19 protein-coding genes are annotated in these 20,670 nt (G+C 70.8%); 8 read left to right on the top strand and 11 right to left on the bottom strand.

The features are described 5' to 3' along the window. Nucleotides 1-101: 101 nt before the first annotated feature. The gene (locus ACSDR0_RS16515) at nt 102-857 is read left to right on the top strand and encodes an ABC transporter ATP-binding protein (RefSeq protein WP_435289687.1); all 756 of its coding nucleotides are present in this window, start codon (nt 102-104) and stop codon (nt 855-857) included. Continuing rightward, nucleotides 842-2,641, top strand: coding sequence for a hypothetical protein (locus ACSDR0_RS16510; RefSeq protein WP_435289686.1), 1,800 nt, complete (start codon nt 842-844; stop codon nt 2,639-2,641). Before ACSDR0_RS16515 ends, ACSDR0_RS16510 begins: the two co-directional genes overlap by 16 nt. On the opposite strand, the gene ACSDR0_RS16505 is transcribed toward ACSDR0_RS16510, so the two are convergent. Then, on the bottom strand, nt 2,625-3,245 hold the full coding sequence (locus ACSDR0_RS16505; protein ID WP_435289685.1) for a helix-turn-helix domain-containing protein: 621 nt from the start codon (nt 3,243-3,245) through the stop codon (nt 2,625-2,627). The genes ACSDR0_RS16510 and ACSDR0_RS16505 overlap by 17 nt on opposite strands. Before the next feature lie 331 nt (nt 3,246-3,576). On the opposite strand from ACSDR0_RS16505, the gene ACSDR0_RS16500 reads away from it, so the two are divergent. From ACSDR0_RS16500 to ACSDR0_RS16485, 4 genes are all read left to right on the top strand, one after another. Then, nucleotides 3,577-5,157, top strand: coding sequence for an NCS1 family nucleobase:cation symporter-1 (locus ACSDR0_RS16500; protein ID WP_435289684.1), 1,581 nt, complete (start codon nt 3,577-3,579; stop codon nt 5,155-5,157). Continuing rightward, nucleotides 5,157-5,897: an aspartate/glutamate racemase family protein gene (locus ACSDR0_RS16495; protein ID WP_435289683.1), complete on the top strand. Its 741-nt coding sequence runs from the start codon at nt 5,157-5,159 to the stop codon at nt 5,895-5,897. The genes ACSDR0_RS16500 and ACSDR0_RS16495 overlap by 1 nt, the downstream gene beginning before the upstream one ends. A gap of 253 nt (nt 5,898-6,150) precedes the next feature. After that, nucleotides 6,151-6,675: an RNA polymerase sigma factor gene (locus ACSDR0_RS16490; protein WP_435289682.1), complete on the top strand. Its 525-nt coding sequence runs from the start codon at nt 6,151-6,153 to the stop codon at nt 6,673-6,675. A 26-nt stretch (nt 6,676-6,701) separates the two neighbouring features. After that, the gene (locus ACSDR0_RS16485; protein ID WP_435289681.1) at nt 6,702-7,820 is read left to right on the top strand and encodes a CU044_5270 family protein; all 1,119 of its coding nucleotides are present in this window, start codon (nt 6,702-6,704) and stop codon (nt 7,818-7,820) included. Between the two features lie 604 nt (nt 7,821-8,424). Here the strand turns inward: ACSDR0_RS16485 and ACSDR0_RS16480 are convergent. The 3 genes from ACSDR0_RS16480 to tdh all read right to left on the bottom strand — a co-directional run bounded on the left by ACSDR0_RS16480 (nt 8,425) and on the right by tdh (nt 11,656). Beyond that, nucleotides 8,425-9,339 (bottom strand): LysR family transcriptional regulator, encoded by a 915-nt coding sequence (locus ACSDR0_RS16480; protein ID WP_435289680.1) that lies wholly within the window; start codon nt 9,337-9,339, stop codon nt 8,425-8,427. Nucleotides 9,340-9,455: 116 nt separating this feature from the next. Continuing rightward, on the bottom strand, nt 9,456-10,628 hold the full coding sequence (locus ACSDR0_RS16475; protein ID WP_435289761.1) for a glycine C-acetyltransferase: 1,173 nt from the start codon (nt 10,626-10,628) through the stop codon (nt 9,456-9,458). Beyond that, nucleotides 10,628-11,656 carry an L-threonine 3-dehydrogenase gene (tdh, locus tag ACSDR0_RS16470; protein ID WP_435289679.1) on the bottom strand — a complete coding sequence of 343 codons (1,029 nt, stop codon included), beginning with the start codon at nt 11,654-11,656 and terminating at the stop codon, nt 10,628-10,630. Before tdh ends, ACSDR0_RS16475 begins: the two co-directional genes overlap by 1 nt. Nucleotides 11,657-11,909: 253 nt before the next feature. Between tdh and ACSDR0_RS16465 the strand changes: the two genes are divergently transcribed. Continuing rightward, nucleotides 11,910-12,659, top strand: a complete 750-nt coding sequence (locus ACSDR0_RS16465; protein WP_435289678.1) for a hypothetical protein — start codon at nt 11,910-11,912, stop codon at nt 12,657-12,659. 86 nt (nt 12,660-12,745) lie between these two features. Here the strand turns inward: ACSDR0_RS16465 and ACSDR0_RS16460 are convergent, their stop codons facing one another. The 7 genes from ACSDR0_RS16460 to ACSDR0_RS16430 form a co-directional block, all read right to left on the bottom strand. Further along, entirely contained in the window at nt 12,746-13,840 is a 1,095-nt protein-coding gene (locus ACSDR0_RS16460; RefSeq protein ID WP_435289677.1) for an SPFH domain-containing protein, read from the bottom strand. Nucleotides 13,841-13,845: 5 nt separating this feature from the next. Then, nucleotides 13,846-14,283 (bottom strand): NfeD family protein, encoded by a 438-nt coding sequence (locus tag ACSDR0_RS16455; protein WP_435289676.1) that lies wholly within the window; start codon nt 14,281-14,283, stop codon nt 13,846-13,848. Between the two features lie 111 nt (nt 14,284-14,394). Beyond that, nucleotides 14,395-15,531: a fumarylacetoacetase gene (gene fahA / locus ACSDR0_RS16450; protein WP_435289675.1), complete on the bottom strand. Its 1,137-nt coding sequence runs from the start codon at nt 15,529-15,531 to the stop codon at nt 14,395-14,397. Beyond that, nucleotides 15,531-16,463 (bottom strand): hypothetical protein, encoded by a 933-nt coding sequence (locus tag ACSDR0_RS16445; RefSeq protein WP_435289674.1) that lies wholly within the window; start codon nt 16,461-16,463, stop codon nt 15,531-15,533. The genes fahA and ACSDR0_RS16445 overlap by 1 nt, the downstream gene beginning before the upstream one ends. A gap of 64 nt (nt 16,464-16,527) precedes the next feature. Beyond that, nucleotides 16,528-17,697 carry a homogentisate 1,2-dioxygenase gene (locus tag ACSDR0_RS16440; RefSeq protein ID WP_435289673.1) on the bottom strand — a complete coding sequence of 390 codons (1,170 nt, stop codon included), beginning with the start codon at nt 17,695-17,697 and terminating at the stop codon, nt 16,528-16,530. A gap of 212 nt (nt 17,698-17,909) precedes the next feature. Then, nucleotides 17,910-19,226 carry a Na+/H+ antiporter NhaA gene (gene nhaA / locus ACSDR0_RS16435; RefSeq protein WP_435289672.1) on the bottom strand — a complete coding sequence of 439 codons (1,317 nt, stop codon included), beginning with the start codon at nt 19,224-19,226 and terminating at the stop codon, nt 17,910-17,912. 144 nt (nt 19,227-19,370) lie between these two features. Next, nucleotides 19,371-20,003 carry an IclR family transcriptional regulator gene (locus ACSDR0_RS16430; RefSeq protein WP_435289671.1) on the bottom strand — a complete coding sequence of 211 codons (633 nt, stop codon included), beginning with the start codon at nt 20,001-20,003 and terminating at the stop codon, nt 19,371-19,373. Nucleotides 20,004-20,155: 152 nt separating this feature from the next. On the opposite strand from ACSDR0_RS16430, the gene ACSDR0_RS16425 reads away from it, so the two are divergent. Continuing rightward, entirely contained in the window at nt 20,156-20,557 is a 402-nt protein-coding gene (locus ACSDR0_RS16425; RefSeq protein WP_435289670.1) for a response regulator, read from the top strand. Nucleotides 20,558-20,670 lie beyond the last annotated feature (113 nt).

Raw genomic sequence — 20,670 nt, 5'->3', positions numbered from 1 at the left:
GCGCCGCTGTCGCCGCTGTAAGTTCTCGGATGCTCATATTTCTTGATCTCGGTCATCGCGAGCGAACCGGCACTTCTCCATCCCGCACTCCGGAGTAATCCATGCCCGCAGCACTTGAGATCCACGGCCTGTGCAAGACCTTCGGTGAGAAGGTCGCCGTCGACCACGTGGATCTGAACATCCCCCAGGGCTCCTTCTACGGGCTCGTCGGCCAGAACGGCGCCGGCAAGACCACCACCCTGTCCATGGCCGTCGGCCTGCTGCGTCCCGACGAGGGCCACGCGCGGATCTTCGGCGCCGACGTCTGGTCCGACCCGGCCACGGCCAAGACGCTGGTCGGCGTGCTGCCCGACGGGATGGCCATGCCCGAACGGCTCACCGGCCGGGAGGTGCTGACCTACCTCGGGCTGCTCCGCGGGCTGCCGCGCGAGACCGTCGACCAGCGCGCCGAGGAGCTGCTGTCGGTGCTGGAGCTCGACGAGGCGGAGAAGACGCTCGTCATCGAGTACTCCACCGGGATGCGCAAGAAGATCGGTCTGGCCACCGCCCTGCTGCACGCGCCGAGGTTGCTCGTGCTCGACGAGCCCTTCGAGGCCGTGGACCCGGTGTCCGCGGCGACGATCAAGACGATCCTGCGCGGTTTCGTGGCCGGTGGCGGGTCCATCGTGCTCTCCAGCCACGTCATGGCCCTCGTGGAGCAGCTCTGCGACCACGTCGCGGTGATCGACAAGGGCAGGGTGGCCGCCGCGGGGCCCCTGGACGAGGTCCGCGGTAACGGCTCCCTCGAGGACACCTTCGTCGGCCTGGTCGGCACCTCCGACGGCGGAGTGAAGGAGCTGACGTGGCTGTCGCGCTGACCATGGTCAACATGAAGGTGGCCGTGCTCCGTCATTCGATGACCGGGCAGCGGGCCGGCTTCGTCGTCATGGGCGCGCTGGTCGGCCTGGTCCTCGCGGCCGGCACGATCTTCGTGGCCTTCTCCTGGGCGGACCTGCTCCCGGCCGTCTACGCCGTCTGGATGCTGGGCTGGATCTTCGGTCCCGTCTTCGCCGGTGGCGGCGACGAGACGCTCCGCCCGGAGTACTTCACGCTGCTCGGCCTGCGACCGCGCCGCCTGGCCTCGGGACTGCTCGTGGCGGCCTTCGTCGGGGTGGCACCCGTGATCAGCCTGCTCGCCCTGACCGGGCTCGCGGTCTTCGGCGTACGGCAGGGTGTCGCGGCCGCGCTCGTCTCGGTCCCCGCGCTGCTGCTCCAGCTCGCGATGTTCGTCCTGCTCTCCCGGGTCGCGGTCGCCCTGCTCGGCCTGGCCCTGCGCTCCCGCGTGGGCGCGGTCGGCGCCGGCCTGACCAACGGCCTGATCCTGGCCTTCCTGGGCCAGATCTGGGTCGTCTTCATGGCGCTCGGTCAGACGGCCGGCGTCCCGCCGGTGGTGACGACGGCGACCCGCTACCTGCCCTCCGGCTGGGGGACGGTCGCGGTCGAGGCCGCCGCGTCCGCCGACTGGCCGCGGGCCCTGGGGGCCCTCGGCGGGATGGCACTGCTGGTCGTCCTGTTGCTGGCCGCGTGGGCGGCACTGCTCACCCGGCGGGCCGGGGCGTCCAGGGCGGCCACGAGGGGACGCCGGCCGATCCGGGCCACCACCGCCTCCGGCGCCGTACTCGCCAAGGAACTGCGTACCTGGTCGCGTGACCTGGTGCGCACGCACCAGCTGACCTTCGCCCTCGCCTACGGCGTGTCCTTCGCCGTGGCCCCGCTGCTGCTGGGCTGGACGGGGATGCTGCCCTGGGCGGGACCGGTCTTCGTCGTGATGGCCGCGGCCATGTCGGCCAACCTCTACGGCACCGACGGCACCGTACTGTGGCTCACGCTCATGACGCCCGGCGCGAGCGACGTCCGCGGGCGGCAGCACGCGTGGCTGCTGACCGTCGCGCCCGTCGCCCTCGTGGTGACGGTCTCCCTCGCCGCGGTCACCGGCGGACCGTGGCCCATGCTGCTCGCCGTCCTCCTCGCCCTGCTGGGCGGCGGCGCCGGGCTGGTCCCCCTGGTCTCGGTGTACGGGCTCATCCCCGGCACCGACCCGCACCGGCGCGGCGGCAACCCGCTGCGCTCCACGGAGGAGGACGGCGCGGTCACCGGCATGGTGTACGCGGTGCTGGCGCTGGCGGCCCTCACCGCGGCCCCCGCGGCGATCGTGACCGGGCTGTTCGGCTGGGCGGGCGTGGCCGTCGGCGCCCTGACGGGGGTTCTCTGCTACTGGTGGTTCGGGCTGCTCGCCGAGCGGCGGCTGCTCGCGAAGGGGCCCGAACTGCTCGACATAATGCGTACCGGCCGCCGGCCGGCCGCGAAGCCGGGCGCGGGCGGACGGCTCCCCTTCGAGTCCCTGCCGCGCCACAAGCAGATCATCATCGGGATCTGCTTCACGGTCGGCGCGATCCCGCTGTTCCCACAGGGACTGCTGGCCGGCTATCTCAAGGTGTCGGAGAGCCCGACGCGCGCGTGGTTCCTGGCCCTCTATCTGCCGTCGTGGCTGCAGTGGCCCACGATCGTGTTCATGGTCCTGCTGGGGGTGGCCCTCTACGCGACGGGCGTGATCCTCTCCTACCGCCGCAAGGAGTCTCCGACGGTCAGTGGTGAACGATGAGCCACGTCGCGACGGCGGTGACGGTCTCCGAGCGGTTGCCGATGATGTGGGGGCGGCTGCACGGGAAGGTGATGGAGTCGCCCTCGGCGAGGGTGACGACCTCCGACTCGAAGTCGATGGTCAGCTCGCCCCGGGTCACGGTCCCGACCTCGTAGCCCTCGTGCTTGAGGAAGTGGCCGTGGGCGTTGGAGATCGAGCTCGGCGGATAGGTCGACTCGAAGAACTCGACGTCGGGTGAGGGCGTGGGCGAGAGCCTGCGGAAGGTGATGCCGCCGCTCAGCTGGATGGGGGCGACCTCCCACGAGCGCCGGATGGCGAACCGGCCGGCGGGTGTGTCCGGCCCCGCCGGGTCGGCGTCGGCCACCTCCGCGGTGTCGAACACGGCCGCGAGCGGCACGCCGATCGCGGACACGAAGGCGATGAGCCTGCTGACGGACGGCCGCATCGTGCCGAGCTCGATCTGGGAGACCGCGCTGGCCGAGATGCCGAGCTCGCGCGCCAGGGCACGCAGCGACATCCCCGACCGGAGCCGCAGCTCGCGGAGCCTCCGGCCGAGGTGCTCGTTCGTGATCGCCTTGATCTCCGTGCCGGGTTCCGGGGTCATGGCTGTCGCGGCCTCCACACCAATTGTCACAAGGCCTTTACGCGGGCGAAATTAGGGCTCGGGTGTCAAGGCATACATTGACGGCAGCTGTTAAGTGACCACTTAACAGCCCACGCCACAGCCCTTGTGACGACCTTGGCCACAGCTCGTCACGCAGTCCTGAGCGGTTGCCGCGGCTCCGCCGACACGCCATTCTCGCCGATCCTCCGAAGCCGATTCTTCGAGCCGATCCCTGAGCCGACCGCCGGGCCGATTTCCTGGCACCTTCCGCCTCGGCACACCCGCGCGGGACACACCGGTTCCCGCACCGTACCCCCCACGGAAGCTGACAATGACCGAACACAGCGCACCGTCCCAGCCGAAACTACACGACGTCGTCGAGGCGGCAGGCATGCCCGTCGGCGCCGGTCTCATCAAGCCCGGCTACGACCCCCGGCTCGCGAACGAGGACCTGGCCCCGCTCCGCGAGCAGACGTGGTCCTCGTACAACATCTTCGCCTTCTGGATGTCCGACGTGCACAGCGTCGGCGGCTACGTCACCGCGGGCAGCCTGTTCGCCCTCGGGCTGGCGAGCTGGCAGGTCCTGTTCGCCCTGCTCGTGGGCATCGTCATCGTGAACGTGTTCTGCAACCTGGTCGCCAAGCCGAGCCAGGTCACCGGCGTGCCGTACCCGGTCATCAACCGGGCGATCTTCGGGGTGCGCGGTGCGAACATCCCCGCCATCATCCGCGGGCTCATCGCGATCGCCTGGTACGGGGTGCAGACCTACCTCGCCTCCCAGTCGCTCATCATCATCTTCCTCAAGTTCTGGCCCGCGTCGGCGTCGCTGAACGAGGGCGGCTTCCTCGGCCTGTCCGCGCTCGGCTACATCTGCTACGCCATCCTCTGGGTGGCCCAGGCCGCCGTGTTCTGGAAGGGCATGGAGGCGATCAGGCGGTTCATCGACTGGGCCGGGCCCGCCGTGTACGTCGTCATGGTCGTGCTCGCCGTCTATCTGGTCGGCCAGGCGGGCTGGGAGAACATCAGCCTCGACCTCTCCGGGGGTGAGAACCTCGACTTCGGCGCGTCCATCCCGGTCATGCTCGGCGCGATCGCCCTCGTCGTCTCGTACTTCTCGGGGCCGATGCTGAACTTCGGTGACTTCTCCCGGTACGGGAGGTCGTTCGCGTCGGTGAAGAAGGGCAACCTCCTCGGGCTGCCGGTCAACTTCCTGTTCTTCTCGCTGCTCACGGTGATCACCGCGTCGGCGACCGTGCCCGTGTTCGGCGAGCTCATCACCGACCCCATCCACACGGTCGAGCGCATCGACACGCCGTTCGCGATCCTGCTGGGCGGGCTCACCTTCGTCATCGCGACCATCGGCATCAACATCGTCGCGAACTTCATCTCCCCGGCGTTCGACTTCTCCAACGTGAACCCGCAGAAGATCAGCTGGCGGACCGGCGGCATGATCGCGGCGGTCGGCTCCGTGCTGCTCACGCCGTGGAACTGGTACAGCAACCCGGACGCCATCCACTACACGCTCGGCATCCTCGGTGCCCTGATCGGGCCGCTGTTCGGAATCCTGATCTCCGGCTACTACATCGTGAGCCGCCAGCGGGTGTGGGTGGACGACATGTTCACGCTCGAACCGACCGGCCGCTACTTCTTCCGGGGCGGCTACAACCCCAACGCGGTCTGGGCGACGGTGCTCAGCGGGGTCCCCGCGATCGCGTCGGTGCTGGTGCCGAAGATGCTGCTGGACCTGGGGCTCACCACGGCCGACGCGACCTGGATCGCCGACTACAGCTGGTTCGTCGGCTGCGGGCTCGGGTTCGTGGCGTTCACCGTGCTGGAGCGGATGTCGCCGAGGATCGGCGGCCTCGACCGCGACGCCGAGCGGGTGTCGGACGGCACGGCCCTGGCCGGTTGATGACCCACATCGGAATCCGGGTGATCAATCCCAACACCGCCCGGGCCATGACCGAGAACATCGGCCGGTGCGCCCGGGCGGTCGCGGCGCCGTCCACCGTCGTCACGGCCGTCAACCCGGCCATGGGCCCCGAGTCGATCGAGAGCCACTACGACGAGGCCCTGGCCGTGCCGGGCCTGCTGGCGGAGATCGCGGCGGGCGAGGCGGCGGGGGCGGACGGGTACGTCATCGCCTGCTTCGGCGACCCCGGCCTCGACGCCGCCCGCGAGCTGGCCTCGGGACCGGTGGTCGGGATCGCCGAGGCGGCCATGCACGCCGCCACCCTGGTAGGCCGGAGCTTCAGCGTCGTGACGACCCTCGCCAGGACCACGGGCCGGGCGTGGGACCTCGCCGCCCGGTACGGCTTCGCGGGCGCGTGCCGGGGGGTGCGCGCCTGCGACATCCCCGTACTGGAGCTGGACGACCCGTCCTCGGACGCGCGGAAAGTGGTGACCGCCCTCTGCGCCGAGACCGTGGAGCGGGACGGATGCGACTCGATCGTGCTCGGCTGCGCGGGCATGGCCCCGTTCTGCGCGGACATCTCCCGTACCGTCGGCGTCCCCGTGATCGACGGCGTGGCCGTGGCGACCAAGCTCGTCGAGTCGCTGGTCTCCCTCGGCCTGCGGACGAGCACCCGGGGCGAGTTCGCCCCTCCCGGCCCCAAGAGATACACGGGCCTGCTCCGCGACTTCACCGTCTGACGTACGAAACCCGACGCCCCAGTCCTTCGGCACCGCGAAGCGGGACGGGCCGACCCGCACAGCAGGGGCTGTGCCGCGCTGCCGTGGGGCTGCTTCCATCGAGCGGCACGAAGCCCACGACGAACGTGCTCGACCTCTCACCCGCCTGGTGGTAGGCACAATGAGGGCAGCGTCCTACCTGGAGTGTGGGCGAGCATGAGGAATGAATCGACGGGACGTGGTAATCCGGACGCGTTCAGAGGGACTACTGGGTGTGGACGATCCCGAAGAACGATTCACCGACCTGTATGACCGGCACTACCGCAGCGTGCTCGGCTACGCCCTGCTGCGAGCCGAGCGCGACGCGGCCGAGGACGTCTGCAGTGAGACGTTCCTCGTGGCGTGGAGACGGCTCGCGGAACTGCCCGAGCCGCCGCTGCCCTGGCTGCTCGGTGTCGCCCGCAACCTGCTGGCCAAGCAGCGCGACTCGCGCATCCGCCGCCAGGCCCTGGCCGACCGGATAGCCGCCCTCACCACCTCACGCGACCACGTGGCGTGGGATGTGGCCGAGCACGTCATCGACAGGGAGAGCGCCCTGGCCGCGCTGTCGGCCCTGCCCGAGCAGGACGTGGAGGCGATGGTGTTCGCCACCTGGTACGGCCTGCCGCCGGAGCAGGCCGCGACCGTCATGGGTTGTTCGGTCCGCACGTACAACGTCCGGCTGCACCGGGCGCGCAAGCGCCTGACCCAGGCGATGCACGTCGGCGGCCCACGCCGCGTTCGCAGTCTCGAATCCTGATCCGCACCCCTTTGGAGGCCCCTTTCATGGATGATCGCATGTTCGCCCGGCTCAGGCCCAGTGAGCTGGACGAGCTGACCGAAGACGGCTACCGGCGCCGCCGGGCGGACGACCTGGCCCGCGCCTTCGCCACCCCACATGCCGAACCGGCCCGGCCCACCGAACCGGCCCGGCCCGCCCGCCTGGCCCGACCGCGCTCGCGGCGGCCGTACTTCCTCATGGCCGGCACACTGGCCGCCGGGCTCGCGGCCGCGGCCGTCGTCGTCGTCACGACCGGCGGCGGCCCTGGTCCGGACCCGGGTGGCGCCGTGGTGGCCTCCACGACGCAGGGGGCGCCCGAACGCGTAGCGGACGCGCGCATGTTCCTGCTGGCCGCGGCCTCGACCGCGCGGCGGGAACCGGCGGACTCCGGCCGCTACTGGTACGTCAACGAGCGCACCATGCAGAAGGTGTACAACGCCCCCAGCGAGCACACGGCCGAGATCAAGGCGAAGTCTGCCGAGTTGCCGTACGCGGCCTACCTGGCTGACACCCGCGAGACCTGGCGCGCGATGAAGGCGGGCGAGACCGGCCGGAGGGCGAGCAACCAGGACGTGGCGGTCACGTTCGGCTCCCCACAGGACGAGGCTGCCTGGAAGGCGGCGGGGTCGCCCGAACTGGCGGACGACAAGCCCCGGACCGCCGACGACGCCTTCGAGCCGATCCTGTCGATCGACAACCCGAGCCTGACCCTGCGGAATGTCACCAAGCTGCCCACCGGCAAGGACGGGCTCAAGCGCCACCTGGACGACCTCTGGAAGCGCAGCCCCAACTCCGCGGGCTCCGGCAAGGCCGTTTACCTGTGGCAGACGGGCGTGGACCTGATGACCGCGCCGATCACGCCGGGCACCCGGTCCGCCCTGTTCAAAGTGCTCGCCGACCAGCCGGGCATCACCTCGCAGGGTGAGGCGAAGGACGTGTTGGGGCGTACAGGGGTCGCCCTTTCCTCGTCGACGGCCGACGCGCTCACCTTCCGTCTGATCATCGACCCGCAGACGGCCGAACTGCTCGAGTACGACGTGGTGGAGAAGGGCGTGCCGCTACTGCGCGTGGCGCTGGCCGACATGGGCTTCACCGACAGGCTCGGCGAGCGTCCGAAGGACTGATCTCCCTCGTGACCGTCATCCCACGCCCTCACCGTGACGGTCACGGCCCCGCCCTCCTGATCGGCGAGCCGCCTGAACCTCAGCGTGCCGTCGGTCAGGAGGGCCTCTCCACGCAGAACGTCGATCACGGACCGGCCCCAGGTCACGGCAGGCACCGGCAGTGGCAAGTGGGAGCGGCCGGCATCACTTCCCTGATGCGGCTCGATCGTTTCTGATCCGGCCTGAGGGACGGGCGCCTCAACCGATTGGAGAGATCCACCCTGCCCGTCGGGTGCGGATCTGGAAGGTGCTCTCCAAAAATGGGCAGGTCATGACGCATCCGAGAACCCTTCGGTCCACGAAAAGCCGCATAGGTAACTTTTTGGACAAGGTGGCTGATATGGGTCTGGTACTTCAGGCGATGATCACCGGAATGGGCATCGCGATCGCTCTGATAGCGGCGGTCGTGGGTCGCCACTGGTACCGTCGCCGGCGCCGATGGTCTGTTTCGCCGAAGCCCTGGACGGACGACGGCGAGAGCCCCGACCGAGGCCGGGTCCTGAGTACGAGGCCGATCGGCACGTACGGACCGGAGATGTCCCCGGTCTCATCGAGTGTCAACGTGTCATGAGGACGAAGGCCGGCGCAGGGTCGTCGCGGTGTCCTGGAGGGCGTTCAGCAGCGGGATGAGCAGGGGATGCCGTTCCGCGCCCCGGCGTACGGCGGTGAAGACGCGGCGCTCGGGGCCGGGCACCGGGCGGATCACCACGCCGGACGGGTCGGTGCCGCGCAGGGCCAGGCGCGGCACCATCGCCACCCCGGCTCCGGCGGCGGCCAGCGCGACCACCGCGCTGAAGTCGTCGGAGGAGTGGGCGAACTCGGGAGTGAAGCCCGCGTGCTCGCAGGCCAGGGCGATCACGTCGTGGCAGGGATTGCCCGGGTAGGGGCCGATCCAGGTCTCGCCCGACAGGTCCGCGATCGTCACCTCGCTCCCGGAGAGGTGATGGTCCCGGGGGAGCACGACGTCGAACGGTTCCGAATAGAGCGGGATGCGTGACAGCCGCCGGTCGTCCTCGGCCGGGGCCCCGCGATACTCCACGGCCACCGCCGCGTCCACCGCGCCGTCCAGGACCATGGTGAGGCTCTGGTCACCCTCGGCGTCCAGGACGCGCACCCGGATGCCGGGCTCCTTGTCCCGCAGGGCGCCGACCGCGGGAGCCACGACCAGCCCGATCGCGGTGGCGAAGGAGGCCACCTTCACCTCGCCCGCGGTGCCGGCCGTGTAGGCGGCGATGTCGGCCCCCGCCCGCTCCAGCTGGGCGAGGATCTCGTTGGCGTGCTCGAGAAGGATGCGCCCGACGGCGGTGAGCCGCACGCCCCGGCCGTCGCGGTCGAGCAGCCGGTGGCCCACCTCGTGTTCCAGGGCGACGAGCTGCTGGGAGACCGCCGAGGGAGTCAGGTGCAGCGCGGCGGCGGCCGCGGTGACCGTGCGGTGGTCGGCCACCGCACGCAGGGTCCTGAGCCGCCGCGTGTCTATCACCTCTGTATTCTCGCCGAGGTCACCCGCGAACTTTGACAAATGACCTTTTGTTGGTCTTTACGGGCGCCTATCCATGGAGAGCGGTCGCCGGTGCTCGTGCGTGGGCCGGCCGGTGCTCAGCCGCGGGCGGCGACGAAGGCCTCCAGCGCGCGGTCGACGTCCTCGGCCGAGTGGGCCGCCGACAGCTGGACCCGGATGCGGGCCTGGCCGTGCGGGACCACGGGGTAGGAGAAGCCGATCACGTAGACGCCCAGCTCCAGCAGGCGTTCGGCCATCGCGGCGGCCTCGGCGGCGTCGCCGATCATCACCGGGACGATGGGGTGGTCGCCGGGCAGGATGTCGAACCCGGCCTCGGTCATGCCGGTGCGGAACCGCTCGGTGTTGGCGCGCAGCCGCGTCCGGGCCTCGTCCGAGCCGCTGATCAGGTCGAGGACGCGCAGCGACGCGGCGGCGATCACCGGGGCGAGGGAGTTGGAGAACAGGTAGGGGCGCGAGCGCTGGCGGAGCAGCTCGCAGATCTCCTTGCGCGCCGCCACGTAGCCGCCGCTGGCCCCGCCGAGCGCCTTGCCGAGCGTGCCGGTGAGGATGTCGACCCGGTCCCGTACGCCGTGCAGCTCGGGGGTGCCCCCGCCGTGCTCGCCGACGAAGCCGACGGCGTGCGAGTCGTCGACCATCACCATGGCCCCGTACCGCTCCGCCAAGTCGCAGATCTCCTCCAGCGGCGCGACGTAGCCGTCCATGGAGAAGACGCCGTCGGTGACTATCAGCCTGCGCCTGGCGTCGGCGGACTCCTTGAGACGCGCCTCCAGCTCGGCCATGTCACGGTTGGCGTAGCGCAGGCGCCGCGCCTTGGACAGGCGGATGCCGTCGATGACGCTCGCGTGGTTGAGGGCGTCGGAGATCACCGCGTCGCGGTCGTCGAGCAGCGTCTCGAACACGCCGCCGTTGGCGTCGAAGCACGAGCTGTACAGGACGGTGTCCTCCTGGCCGAGGAAGTCCGACAGCCGCGCCTCCAGCTCCTTGTGGACCTCCTGGGTGCCGCAGATGAAGCGGACCGACGCCATGCCGAAGCCCCAGCGGTCGAGGGCCTCCTTGGCGGCGGCGACCACCTCGGGGTGGTCGGCCAGGCCGAGGTAGTTGTTGGCGCAGAAGTTGAGAACCTCGCCGCCGCCGGCGACCGCGATCCCGGCGCGCTGCGGGGTGGTGATGACCCGTTCGGGCTTGAGCAGCCCGGCCTCGGCGATCTCGCCCAGGGTCGTACGGAAGTCGTCGCGGAGGTTGTCGAACATCAGGTCGTCCAATCCAGGATGATCTTGCCGGTCTTGCCCCCGGCGGCGGTGTCGAAGGCCGCGTCGAAGTCGCGGTAGGAGAAGCGGTCGGTGATCACCGGGGAGAGGTCGAGCCCCTTCTCCAGGAGCACGGACATGGCGTACCAGGTCTCGTACATCTCCCGGCCGTAGATGCCCTTGATGGTGATCATCGAGGTCACGACCGTCGCGAAGTCGACGGCGAACTCCTCGGCGGGCAGGCCGAGCATGGCGATCTTCCCGCCGTGCGACATGGAGGCGATCATGTCGCGGAGCGCCTTCGGGTTTCCGGACATCTCCAGGCCCACGTCGAAGCCCTCGCGCATGCCCAGCCCGTCCATGCCCTCCTGGACGGACGTCTCGGCGACGTTCAGGGCCAGCGTGACCCCGAGCTTGCGGGCCAGCTCCAGCCGCTCGGGGCTGACGTCGGTGACGACCACGTTGCGGGCGCCCACGTGGGTGGCCACCGCGGCGGCCATCAGCCCGATCGGCCCGGCGCCGGAGATCAGCACGTCCTCGCCGACCATCGGGAACGTCAGGGCGGTGTGCACCGCGTTGCCGAACGGGTCGAAGATCGCGGCCACGTCGAGGTCGACCGGGACCCGGTGCACCCAGACGTTGGAGGCCGGGAGCGTCAGGTACTCGGCGAAGGCGCCGTCGCGGTTGACCCCCAGCCCGATCGTGCTGCGGCACAGGTGCCGCCGTCCGGCCATGCAGTTGCGGCACTTGCCGCAGACCAGGTGTCCCTCGCCGCTGACCAGATCGCCGGGGGCGATGTCCTCCACGCCCGGCGCCACCTCGACGACCTCGCCGCAGAACTCGTGGCCGATGACGAGCGGCGTCCGCAGCGTCTGCCGGGCCCACGCGTCGAAACTCCGGATGTGCAGGTCCGTGCCACAGATCCCGGTACGCAGCACCCTGATCAGCACCTCCCCGGGGCCGACGGACGGTTCCGGTACGTCGGCCAGCCACAGACCCGGTTCGGCCCTCTCCTTGACCAGCGCCTTCATAGCGGATTCCCCCTCAGTTCCGACCCTACGCACTGTGCCCGGTCGCCTTCGGGGGTGTCCATCGCGGTTTTCTTAACCCCACCCACAGCGTTGCTTCACGCCCGGACCCCGAGACCTAGGGGGTACCCAGACATGTCTTCTCAAATCGGCGAAGCCGGGCGGCGGTTGCAAAAGGCGTATATCGCTCTGTAATCGGCCGTACATCGTCCGTGCGCATGCTTGGGCGAACCACACGCACACGGAAAGGCGCACCATGAGCGAGCAGACGCACGTCGCCCTGCCCACGGCGGACGATCTGGTTCCTCCGGCAGGTGTCAAGACCTGGGCCTTCGGGGCCCGGACGCTGCTGAAGGGGTTCTACGACAAGATGACGATCGCGAACAAGGAGAAGCCGTACGTCGAACTCCTCATGACCAAGCTGTCGCGCCTGGAGAGCGCGATCATCGGGGGCACGGCCGAGACGGTCGCCCGCACGACGTTCGTCGAGTGGGTCAGGGACGAGGACGAGGGTGGTTGGTCCTACTACGTGCAGGTGAAGGCCGCGGAGGATCTGCGGCTGGCGCGGGAGGCACGGGAGGCCCGGCGCCAGGAGATCATCGGGAAGGCCAGGAGCGAGGCCGTCAAGGCGCGCAGCCGATACTCCTCGGGAAACAACAGCGCGGTCGGCATGGTGATCTCGGGGCTCGCCGACACGGTCTCGGACACGGTCTACGTCGGCACCAGCGGTGCCTACGCCTACGCGAAGGTGCAGCACCCGGTCATGAAGGAGCTGCTGACCGGAGTGGCCATGGTGGAGTCGTGGCCGGTGACCGGGTGCGCGGAGGTCGACGCGATGAACCAGTTCCTCATCGCGAGGGCCATCACGCGCAAGGCCCAGATCGAGCCGGGCACCCTTTACTTCCACGCCGAGACCTGGAACGAGAAGAGCGGGAAGTGGCAGGCGCGCGGCGCCTGCAAGAACTGCGGGCAGTGGCTGTCGAAGATCGAGGCCGGTCACGGCTGAGGTGGGCGACGACTCCGCGGGGGCGGAACCGGCCGGGGCCCGGCGCCGTCGTCCGGCGCCGGGCCCGCGCGGGCGGTGGCGGAGGGTCAGGGGATGGTGCGGCGGTGCTCCTCCTGCGTTCCCGTCGCCGTTTCCGTGCCGAGGAGGCCGTCGCCGGGAAGGTGCGCGGGGGGCGCGTTGAGCTGGCGGGGGCCCAGGTCCGCCTCGGCGGCCTCGGCGACCGCCTCGGCGGCGGCCTGCTCGGCCATCTTCCGCTCCTCGGCCGCCGCCTCGTTGACCCTGGGGGCCTCGCGGATGGCCGCCGACTGCGGCAGGGCCTCGGTGAACGCCCTGGAGACGCCCTGGATCGCGGAGGTGACCTCGCTGGGGATCACCCAGAACGTGTTGTTGGGGCCCTTGGCCAGCTCGGGCAGCACCTGCAGATACTGGTACGCCAGCAGCTTGGGGTCGGGGTCGTTGCGGTGCACGGCCTGGAAGACCTCGTCGATGGCCTGTGACTGGCCCTCGGCCTTGAGGATCGCGGCGCTCCTGTCACCCTCGGCCCGCAGGATCGCGCTCTGCTTGTCGCCCTCGGCGGTCAGGATCTGCGACTGCCGCTGGCCCTCGGCGTTGAGGATCGCGGCGCGCTTGTCACGCTCGGCGCGCATCTGCTTCTCCATCGCCTCCTTGATGCTCTTCGGCGGGTCGATGGCCTTGATCTCCACCCGGTTGACCCGGATGCCCCACTTGCCGGTCGCCTCGTCGAGCACCCCGCGCAGCTGGCTGTTGATCGTGTCGCGCGAGGTCAGCGTCATCTCCAGGTCGAGCGAGCCGACGACGTTACGCAGCGTGGTGACCGTGAGCTGCTCCACGGCCTGGATGTAGTTGGCGATCTCGTACGCCGCGGCCCGGGGGTCGGTGACCTGGAAGTACAGGACCGTGTCGATCTCGACGACCAGGTTGTCCTCGGTGATCACCGGCTGGGGCTTGAAGGAGACGACCTGCTCGCGCAGGTCGATCATCGGATAGACCCGGTCGATGTACGGGATCACGAAGTTCAGGCCGGGCTTCAGCGTGCTGTGGTAGCGGCCGAGCCGTTCCACGTTTCGGGCCCGCGCCTGGGGAACGATGCGCACCGAACGGATCACGGTGAACACCGCCAACAGGACGATGAGCAGTCCGGCTACGAGCAGAGCGTCCATGGTGCCTACTCCCGTGGATACACGAGCGCGGTCGCGCCCTCGATCTCGATGACGTCGACGACCGCCCCCGCGGGTATCACCAGGGTCTCGTCGTAGGCCCTGGCGGACCACTCCTCGCCGCCGATCCGCACCCGGCCGTCCATGCCGGTCACCTCGCGCAGGACGTAGGCGGGCTTGCCCACGAGCGCCTGGATCCCGAACCGCTGGTTCCGGGGCTGCCGCATGGTGAGCTGGCGCTTGGCGATGGGGCGGACCACGACCACCCCGGCGGCCAGGGAGGCGATGAACACCACGAACTGGAGCGGGACCGGCAGCCCGAGTCCGGCGGCGATGGAGGTGATGAGGGCGGCGCCCCCGAGCAGGCCGAGAGCGGTGGTCAGGGTAAGTATCTCGGCGACTCCCAGCGCTACCGCCAAGATCAACCAGATGACCCAATACTCCATGCTCCGGCCCTCCTAGCTGTACAACGCTCCGGACGTCAGGGAGGTTCCTTTCTCCACCGTATGTCCTTGGCCGGATCGCCGACAGGCCCTGCTCTCGCATTGATCGCCGGGCTACCGGGCGGGCTCGATCCTTCCCGACACCTCACCCAGAGTGATCGTGGTTCCACCGGGCCCCGGAGCGGTCGCGGTGATCGTGACGGTGTCCCCGTCCTCCAGGAAGGTCCTGGCCGAGCCGTCGGGCAGCTTCAGCGGCTCGGTCCCGTTCCAGGTCAGCTCGATCAGCGAGCCGCGCTCGCCCGGCTCGGAGCCGGAGACCGTACCGCTGGCGTAGAGGTCGCCGGTGCGCAGGGCGGCGCCGTTGACGGTCATGTGGGCGAGCATCTGGTCGGGCGTCCAGTACATGTCCCGGTACGGGGGACGGGAGACGACCTCGCCGTTCACGGAGACCTCCAGCCGCAGGTCGAGCCCCCACGGCTCCTCGCGCCGCAGGTAGCCGAGCGGCTCCGGATCCTGCCGCCTGCCCTCGACGCGCGCCTCGGACAGGGCCGCGAGCGGGGTGATCCACGGCGATATCGAGGTGGCGAAGGACTTGCCGAGGAACGGGCCCAGCGGCACGTACTCCCACGCCTGGATGTCGCGGGCGCTCCAGTCGTTGACCAGGGTCACGCCGAACACGTGGTCCTCGAACCGCCCGGCCCGCTCCCCGAGGGCCGTCGGCGTGCCGACGACGAATCCCAGCTCCGCCTCGATGTCCAGCTTGGCGGACGGGCCGAAGACCCCCGCGCCGCGCTGCCCGCGGGGCCGGGTGACCGGGGTGCCGGACGCGACGACCGTCCCGGCCCTGCCGTGGTAGCCGACCGGCAGGTGCCGCCAGTTCGGCTTGAGCGGCTCCTCGTCGGGGCGGAACATCCGGCCCAGGTTGGAGGCGTGCTCCAGCGAGCAGTAGAAGTCGACGTAGTCGGCCACCTCGACCGGCAGGTGCAGCGTGACCCGGTCGAGCGGGACGAGGTGCGGCCTCACCACCGCCCGGTCGGTGCTCAGCTTGTTCTGGATCAGGGTCCGGGTGTCCCGCCACGCGGCCGGGCCCCTGGACAGGAAGGCGTTGAGCGAGCCGGTGGCGAACACCTCGTCGTGCAGGGCCCCGGCCAGGTCGACCACGTGGTCGCCGTACCGGACGCCGACGCGAGGGGTCTCCCCCTCGTGACGGGAGAAGACTCCGTAGGGCAGGTTCTCCAGGCCCCAAGACATCACACGTTCTCCTCTGCTGTACCGGGGGTCGCCGTATCGGGGGGCACTGTGCCGGGAGGTGCCGGGTCGAGGGTCACCGCGTCGGCGCTCGCGGGCGGGCGCCGTGTGATCAGGCCCAGGGCCACCAGATCCTCGATCGGGGTGTGCGTGTCGCACGACCCGTACGACACCAGCAGTTCCCTGGCGCGCGACGCGGTGTCGTCGGGCACGGCCTGCGCCAGCCGTACCAGCTCGCCGACGTCGGTCAGCTTCAGCACCGGCACCGGATCGCGGCCCTCCACGGCCGCGCAGACCGCGAGGACCAGGTTGAGGAAGCCGTGCCGGTCCACGCCGAGCGCGGGATCGAAGTGGCGGACCGCGTTGTGCAGCCCCGCGGTCGCCTTGAACGGTACGCCGTGCTCCGCGCAGTGCGCGATGAGGGCGCCCAGGTCCGCGGCGCTGGGAAAGGCTCCGGCGGTCAGCCCGCCGCAGCGGAACTTCAGGCCGGGGCCCGTGCCGTCGCGCGGCAGGGAGGCGCGGTCGCCGGGAGACACCTCGACGAAAAGCCGGGCACCGCCGGGCAGCCGTCCCGCCAGCCGCTCCGACACGGCCCCGGCGGTCTCGCCCGGCGCCTGCCGCACCTCGACCAGCTCGACGGTGACGTCCTCAAGGGGCGGGACGTCGGGGGTGTCCAGGATCAGGCCGAGCCGGATCGGAAAGGTCAGGTGGTCGCGGAGCTCCGCCAGGCGTCCGGCCGGGCAGAGGAACCGGTGGGTGAGCACCGGGTCGTTGCCCGCCAGGTCGTTCCTGTGCCGCTCCAGGGACTCGGCCATCGGCAGCCCGGTCGGCGGGAACAGCCCCGCGTCGTCGACGAGCGCCCGGAAGAGCACCGCCGTTCCCATTCCCACGCCGTTCACAATCGCGCCCGTCCCCGTGCTCGTGTGTGCGCTCATGGCCCTGTCCCTACCCCGTGGCGGGCCCGCGATCGTGCTCGCGCCGCCAACGGGTCCGCGTCCGTCAACGGGCCCACGTCCACGCGTACGCGGGATCCTCCACCGACAGCCCGGCCGGGCCCAGGTCGAGGGGACGGAAGGTGTCGACCATCACGGCCAGCTCGCTCGTCTGCGTGTGGCCCTGCCGTACCGCCTCGATGACGGCTTCGACGGCGCCAGGCTGCGGGCCGTGCGTGAACCCCGCCGGGTGCAGCGAGACCGAGCCGACGTCGATGCCCGAGCCCCTGCGCGCGGTGTAGTCGCCGCCCGCGTAGAACATCAGCTCGTCGGAGTCGACGTTGTGGTGGTTGTAGGGGATCGGGATCGCGTCCGGGTGGAAGTCGAGCGGCCGGGGACAGAACGAGCAGATCACGAAGTTGGGGCCCTCGAACGTCTGGTGCACCGGCGGCGGGGCGTGGGTGCGCTTCACGATCGGCTCGAAGTCGTTGATGTTGAACGCGTACGGGTAGAGGCAGCCGTCCCAGCCGACCACGTCGAACGGGTGGTCGCGGTAGACCAGCCGGGTCAGCCCGCCACGCGTGCGGACCAGCACCGGCACCTCCTCACCCTCGGCGAGCAGGGGCTCCTGCGGGGTGCGCAGGTCGCGCTCGGAGTAGGGGGCGTGCTCCAGGAACTGGCCGTATTTGGACAGGTAGCGCTTGGGCGGCCGGATGTGGCCCGACGCCTCGATGGTGAACGCCGTGACGCGGCCCCGCGGCACCCACCGGTGGATCGTCCCGGTGGGGACGACGACGTAGTCGCCCTCCCCGGCCTCGATCACCCCGTACGTCGACTCGAACCTGACCCGCCCGCTCGCGATGTAGACGCACTCGTCGCCCATGGAGTTGCGGTAGAGCCCGCTGGGTTCCTCGCTCGCGGCGTACGACATGCGGACGTCGGCGTTTCCGGCGAGCAGCCCGCGCCCGGTGACCAGGTCGCCCCCGGCGGGCAGGTCCTGGGTGCGCAGGTGGCGGGGGGAGAGGGGCACGTTGGGGCTGAGCCCTCTCGACCCGTCGGGCTCGACGGCCTCGGCCTTGATGATCGCGGTGGGGAGGTGGCGGTGGTAGAGCAGCGACGAGTCGCTGGAGAACCCCTCCTCGCCCATCAGCTCCTCGGCGTACAGCCCGCCGTCGGGCCGCCGGAACTGCACGTGCCGCTTGCGGGGTATCTCCCCCACGACCCGGTAGTACGGCATCCGTTTCCCCTCAGCTCTGTCCGCTTATCGGACGCACACGTCCTTTATACGAACAACGATCCGCCAGGGGCGGGGAGATGTCAAACATCTCCCGGTCCTCGACATCGGCGAACGGGCCCGGGGCCGGGCGAGGCCGGCTGTCCGGGGCTTTCGCGGCGAGGATCCCCACGGCGGCCCGTCTCGGGTCCCGGGAACCGCGTTCCCCGGCGCGCTCAGGGACGCCGCTGGTAGACGTCGGGGATGCCGTCGTGGTCGCGGTCGGCGGTTTCGGCCTCGTGGATGCGCCGGTAGACACGGTTGCGCAGACGGAGGATCAGCGCCGCCGCCAGTGCCGCGATCAGGGAGCCCGTCAGGACCGCCACCTTGACGTGGGCGTCGCGCTCGCTGCCGGCCCCGAAGGCCAGTTCCCCGACGAGCAGGGAGACGGTGAACCCGATACCGGCCAGTACCGACAGCCCGCCCACGTCCACCCAGGCCAGGTTCTCGTCCAGGTCGGCGCGGGTGAAGCGGGCCACCAGCCAGGTCGCGGTCATGATCCCGATGGGCTTGCCGACCACGAGCCCGATGACGACGCCCACCGCGATCGGGTCGGTGAGGGCGGCGGCCAGGCCGCTCAGGCCGCCGACGCTCACCCCCGCCGCCAGGAACGCGAACACCGGCACGGCCACCCCGGCCGAGAGCGGCCGCAGGCGATGCTCGAAGTGCTCGGCCAGGCCGGGCCCGGCGTCCGGGCCACCGGCCCGCTCGCCGCGGACGACCGGCACCGTGAAGGCCAGCAGCACCCCGGCGACGGTGGCGTGCACGCCCGAGGCGTGCATCAGCGCCCAGGTCGCGGCGGCCAGCGGCAGCAGCAGCCACCAGGCGCGCACCCGGCGTCGCACCAGTACGGCGAAGATCGCCAGCGGTACCAGCGTGCCCAGCAGCGGCGGTATCGACAGGTGCTCGGTGTAGAAGACCGCGATGATGACGATGGCCAGCAGGTCGTCGACCACGGCCAGGGTGAGCAGGAAGGTGCGCAGCGCCGCGGGCAGGTAGCGGCCGATGACCGCGAGCACGGCCAGCGCGAACGCGATGTCGGTGGCCGTCGGGATCGCCCAGCCCCTCGTCGCGCCGCCGCCGACGCCGGTGGCCAGGGTGACGAGCAGGTACAGCACGGCCGGGACGATCACGCCGCCGAACGCGGCCGCGACCGGCACCGCGGCCCGCCGCGCCTGGCGCAGGTCACCGGCGACGAACTCGCGTTTGAGCTCCAGCCCGGCCACGAAGAAGAAGATCGCCAGCAGCCCGTCGGAGGCCCAGGTCGCGAGGCTCAGATCCAGGTGCAGGGCCGCGGGGCCGACCTTGACGGCGCGCAGCGCCTCGTAGGCTCCTGACCACGGGGAGTTCGCCCAGATCATCGCCGCCACCGCACCGGCCAGCAGCAGCGCTCCGCCGACGGTCTCCCCGCGCAGGATGTCCGCGACGCGGCGGGCCTCGTCCCACGAACCCCGGCTGAACAGGCGAGGCGTGCCGGGTGGGGTGCCGCTCATGAGTGCTCCACTTCGGGGGTCGGGTCAGTCACTGCCGACCAGACTTCCCGGCGCACCAGCGTTCACCCTACCGGCGGGGTCACCGGAACTCCCATACGGGGGCGTCCTTTCACGGCGTGATCTTCTCTGATGAGGAGGGAGCCGTCAGGTCAGCGAGCCGGACAGCTCCGCGGCGGCGGCGGCGACCCGGGGGCCCACGGTGCCCGGGTCGAGCGGGCTGAAGGCGACCACGCCCACCGACGCCTCCAGCCAGGGGAGGCCGGGTACGGGGGCGGCGACGCCCCTGGCACCCTCCTGGAGCTGGCCCTCGGACACCAGATAGCCGGTGCGGCCCTCGCGCAGGGCGAGGATGGCCAGCCCGGCGGCCCCCCGGTCCAGCGAGTGGCGGGAGCCCTCGCGGTAGGCGACGTGCATGTTCGTCCAGGAGGGCTCGACCACCGCCACGGCCAGGCCGTCGTCGCCCTCGGCCACCGTCAGGTGCGCGGTCGCCCCGACCTCCTCCGCCAGCCTGCGCAGGGTGGGAAGGGCGCCCTCCCGCAGCAGCGGTTGCACCGCACGGGCCAGGACGAGGACCCCGAAGCCCAGGTGGACCCGCCCGCCGCCGTCCCGGCGGACGAAGCCCTCGCTCTGGAGGGTGGTGAGCAGCCGGTACACCGCCGGGCGGCTCAGCTCCAGCTCCGCCGCCAGCTCCGTGGGGGTACGGCCCCGCCGCCCGTCGGCGAGCAGGCGCAGCAGCCGCAGACCGCGCTCCAGGGTCTGCGAGGATTCGGCCGGCATCTAGGACGCCCGCTGGGCTGGAGGCATGTTCCGATTATCGCCCGGTGTCCGGGGGCCCGCTTCGATCGCCGCCGCTTCGGTACGAACGGGCGCCTCTCGTCTTTCCCGCTAGCTGCAATGCCCCGGGGCCGTTTTCCTGGAATCCTCGACACGTGGCCATACGCTGCCTCATCCTCGACGACAACGATCACTTCCGCAGTGCCGCTCGCGCGTTACTCGAAGGGGAGGGGATCACCGTAGTCGGCACGGCCTCCGCGAGTGACGACGCCCTCCGGCAGGTCGACGACGTACGGCCGGACGTCGTGCTCGTCGACATCGACCTCGGTGAGGAGAACGGTTTCGAGGTGGCCGGGCGGCTCGTGGCCGTGCGACTCGGTCCTCCGCGCGTCATCCTGATCTCGACGTACGCGGAAAAGGACTTCTCGGAGATGATCGCGGCCAGTCCCGCCACCGCCTTCCTCTCGAAATCAGCCCTTTCCGGAGCGGCCATCCAGGAGATCCTCCGGGGGGCCGAGAGGGAAGGGGAGCGCGACGGGCCCGTGCGCGTTCCGTGACGCCGGACCGGCACCCAGGTCCCATCGGGGCCCGCGCCCCTGGCGGAAGCCCCCGTCGGCGGGGTCTCTCGCGGGTCTCTCCGGCCCTCGGCGGGTCCTCCCGCGGGTCTCCC

Source organism: Streptosporangium sp. G11 (assembly GCF_051192615.1).
In the GTDB taxonomy this organism is placed as follows: Bacteria; Actinomycetota; Actinomycetes; order Streptosporangiales; family Streptosporangiaceae; genus Streptosporangium.
This window is presented reverse-complemented; position numbering and strand designations above follow the sequence as displayed.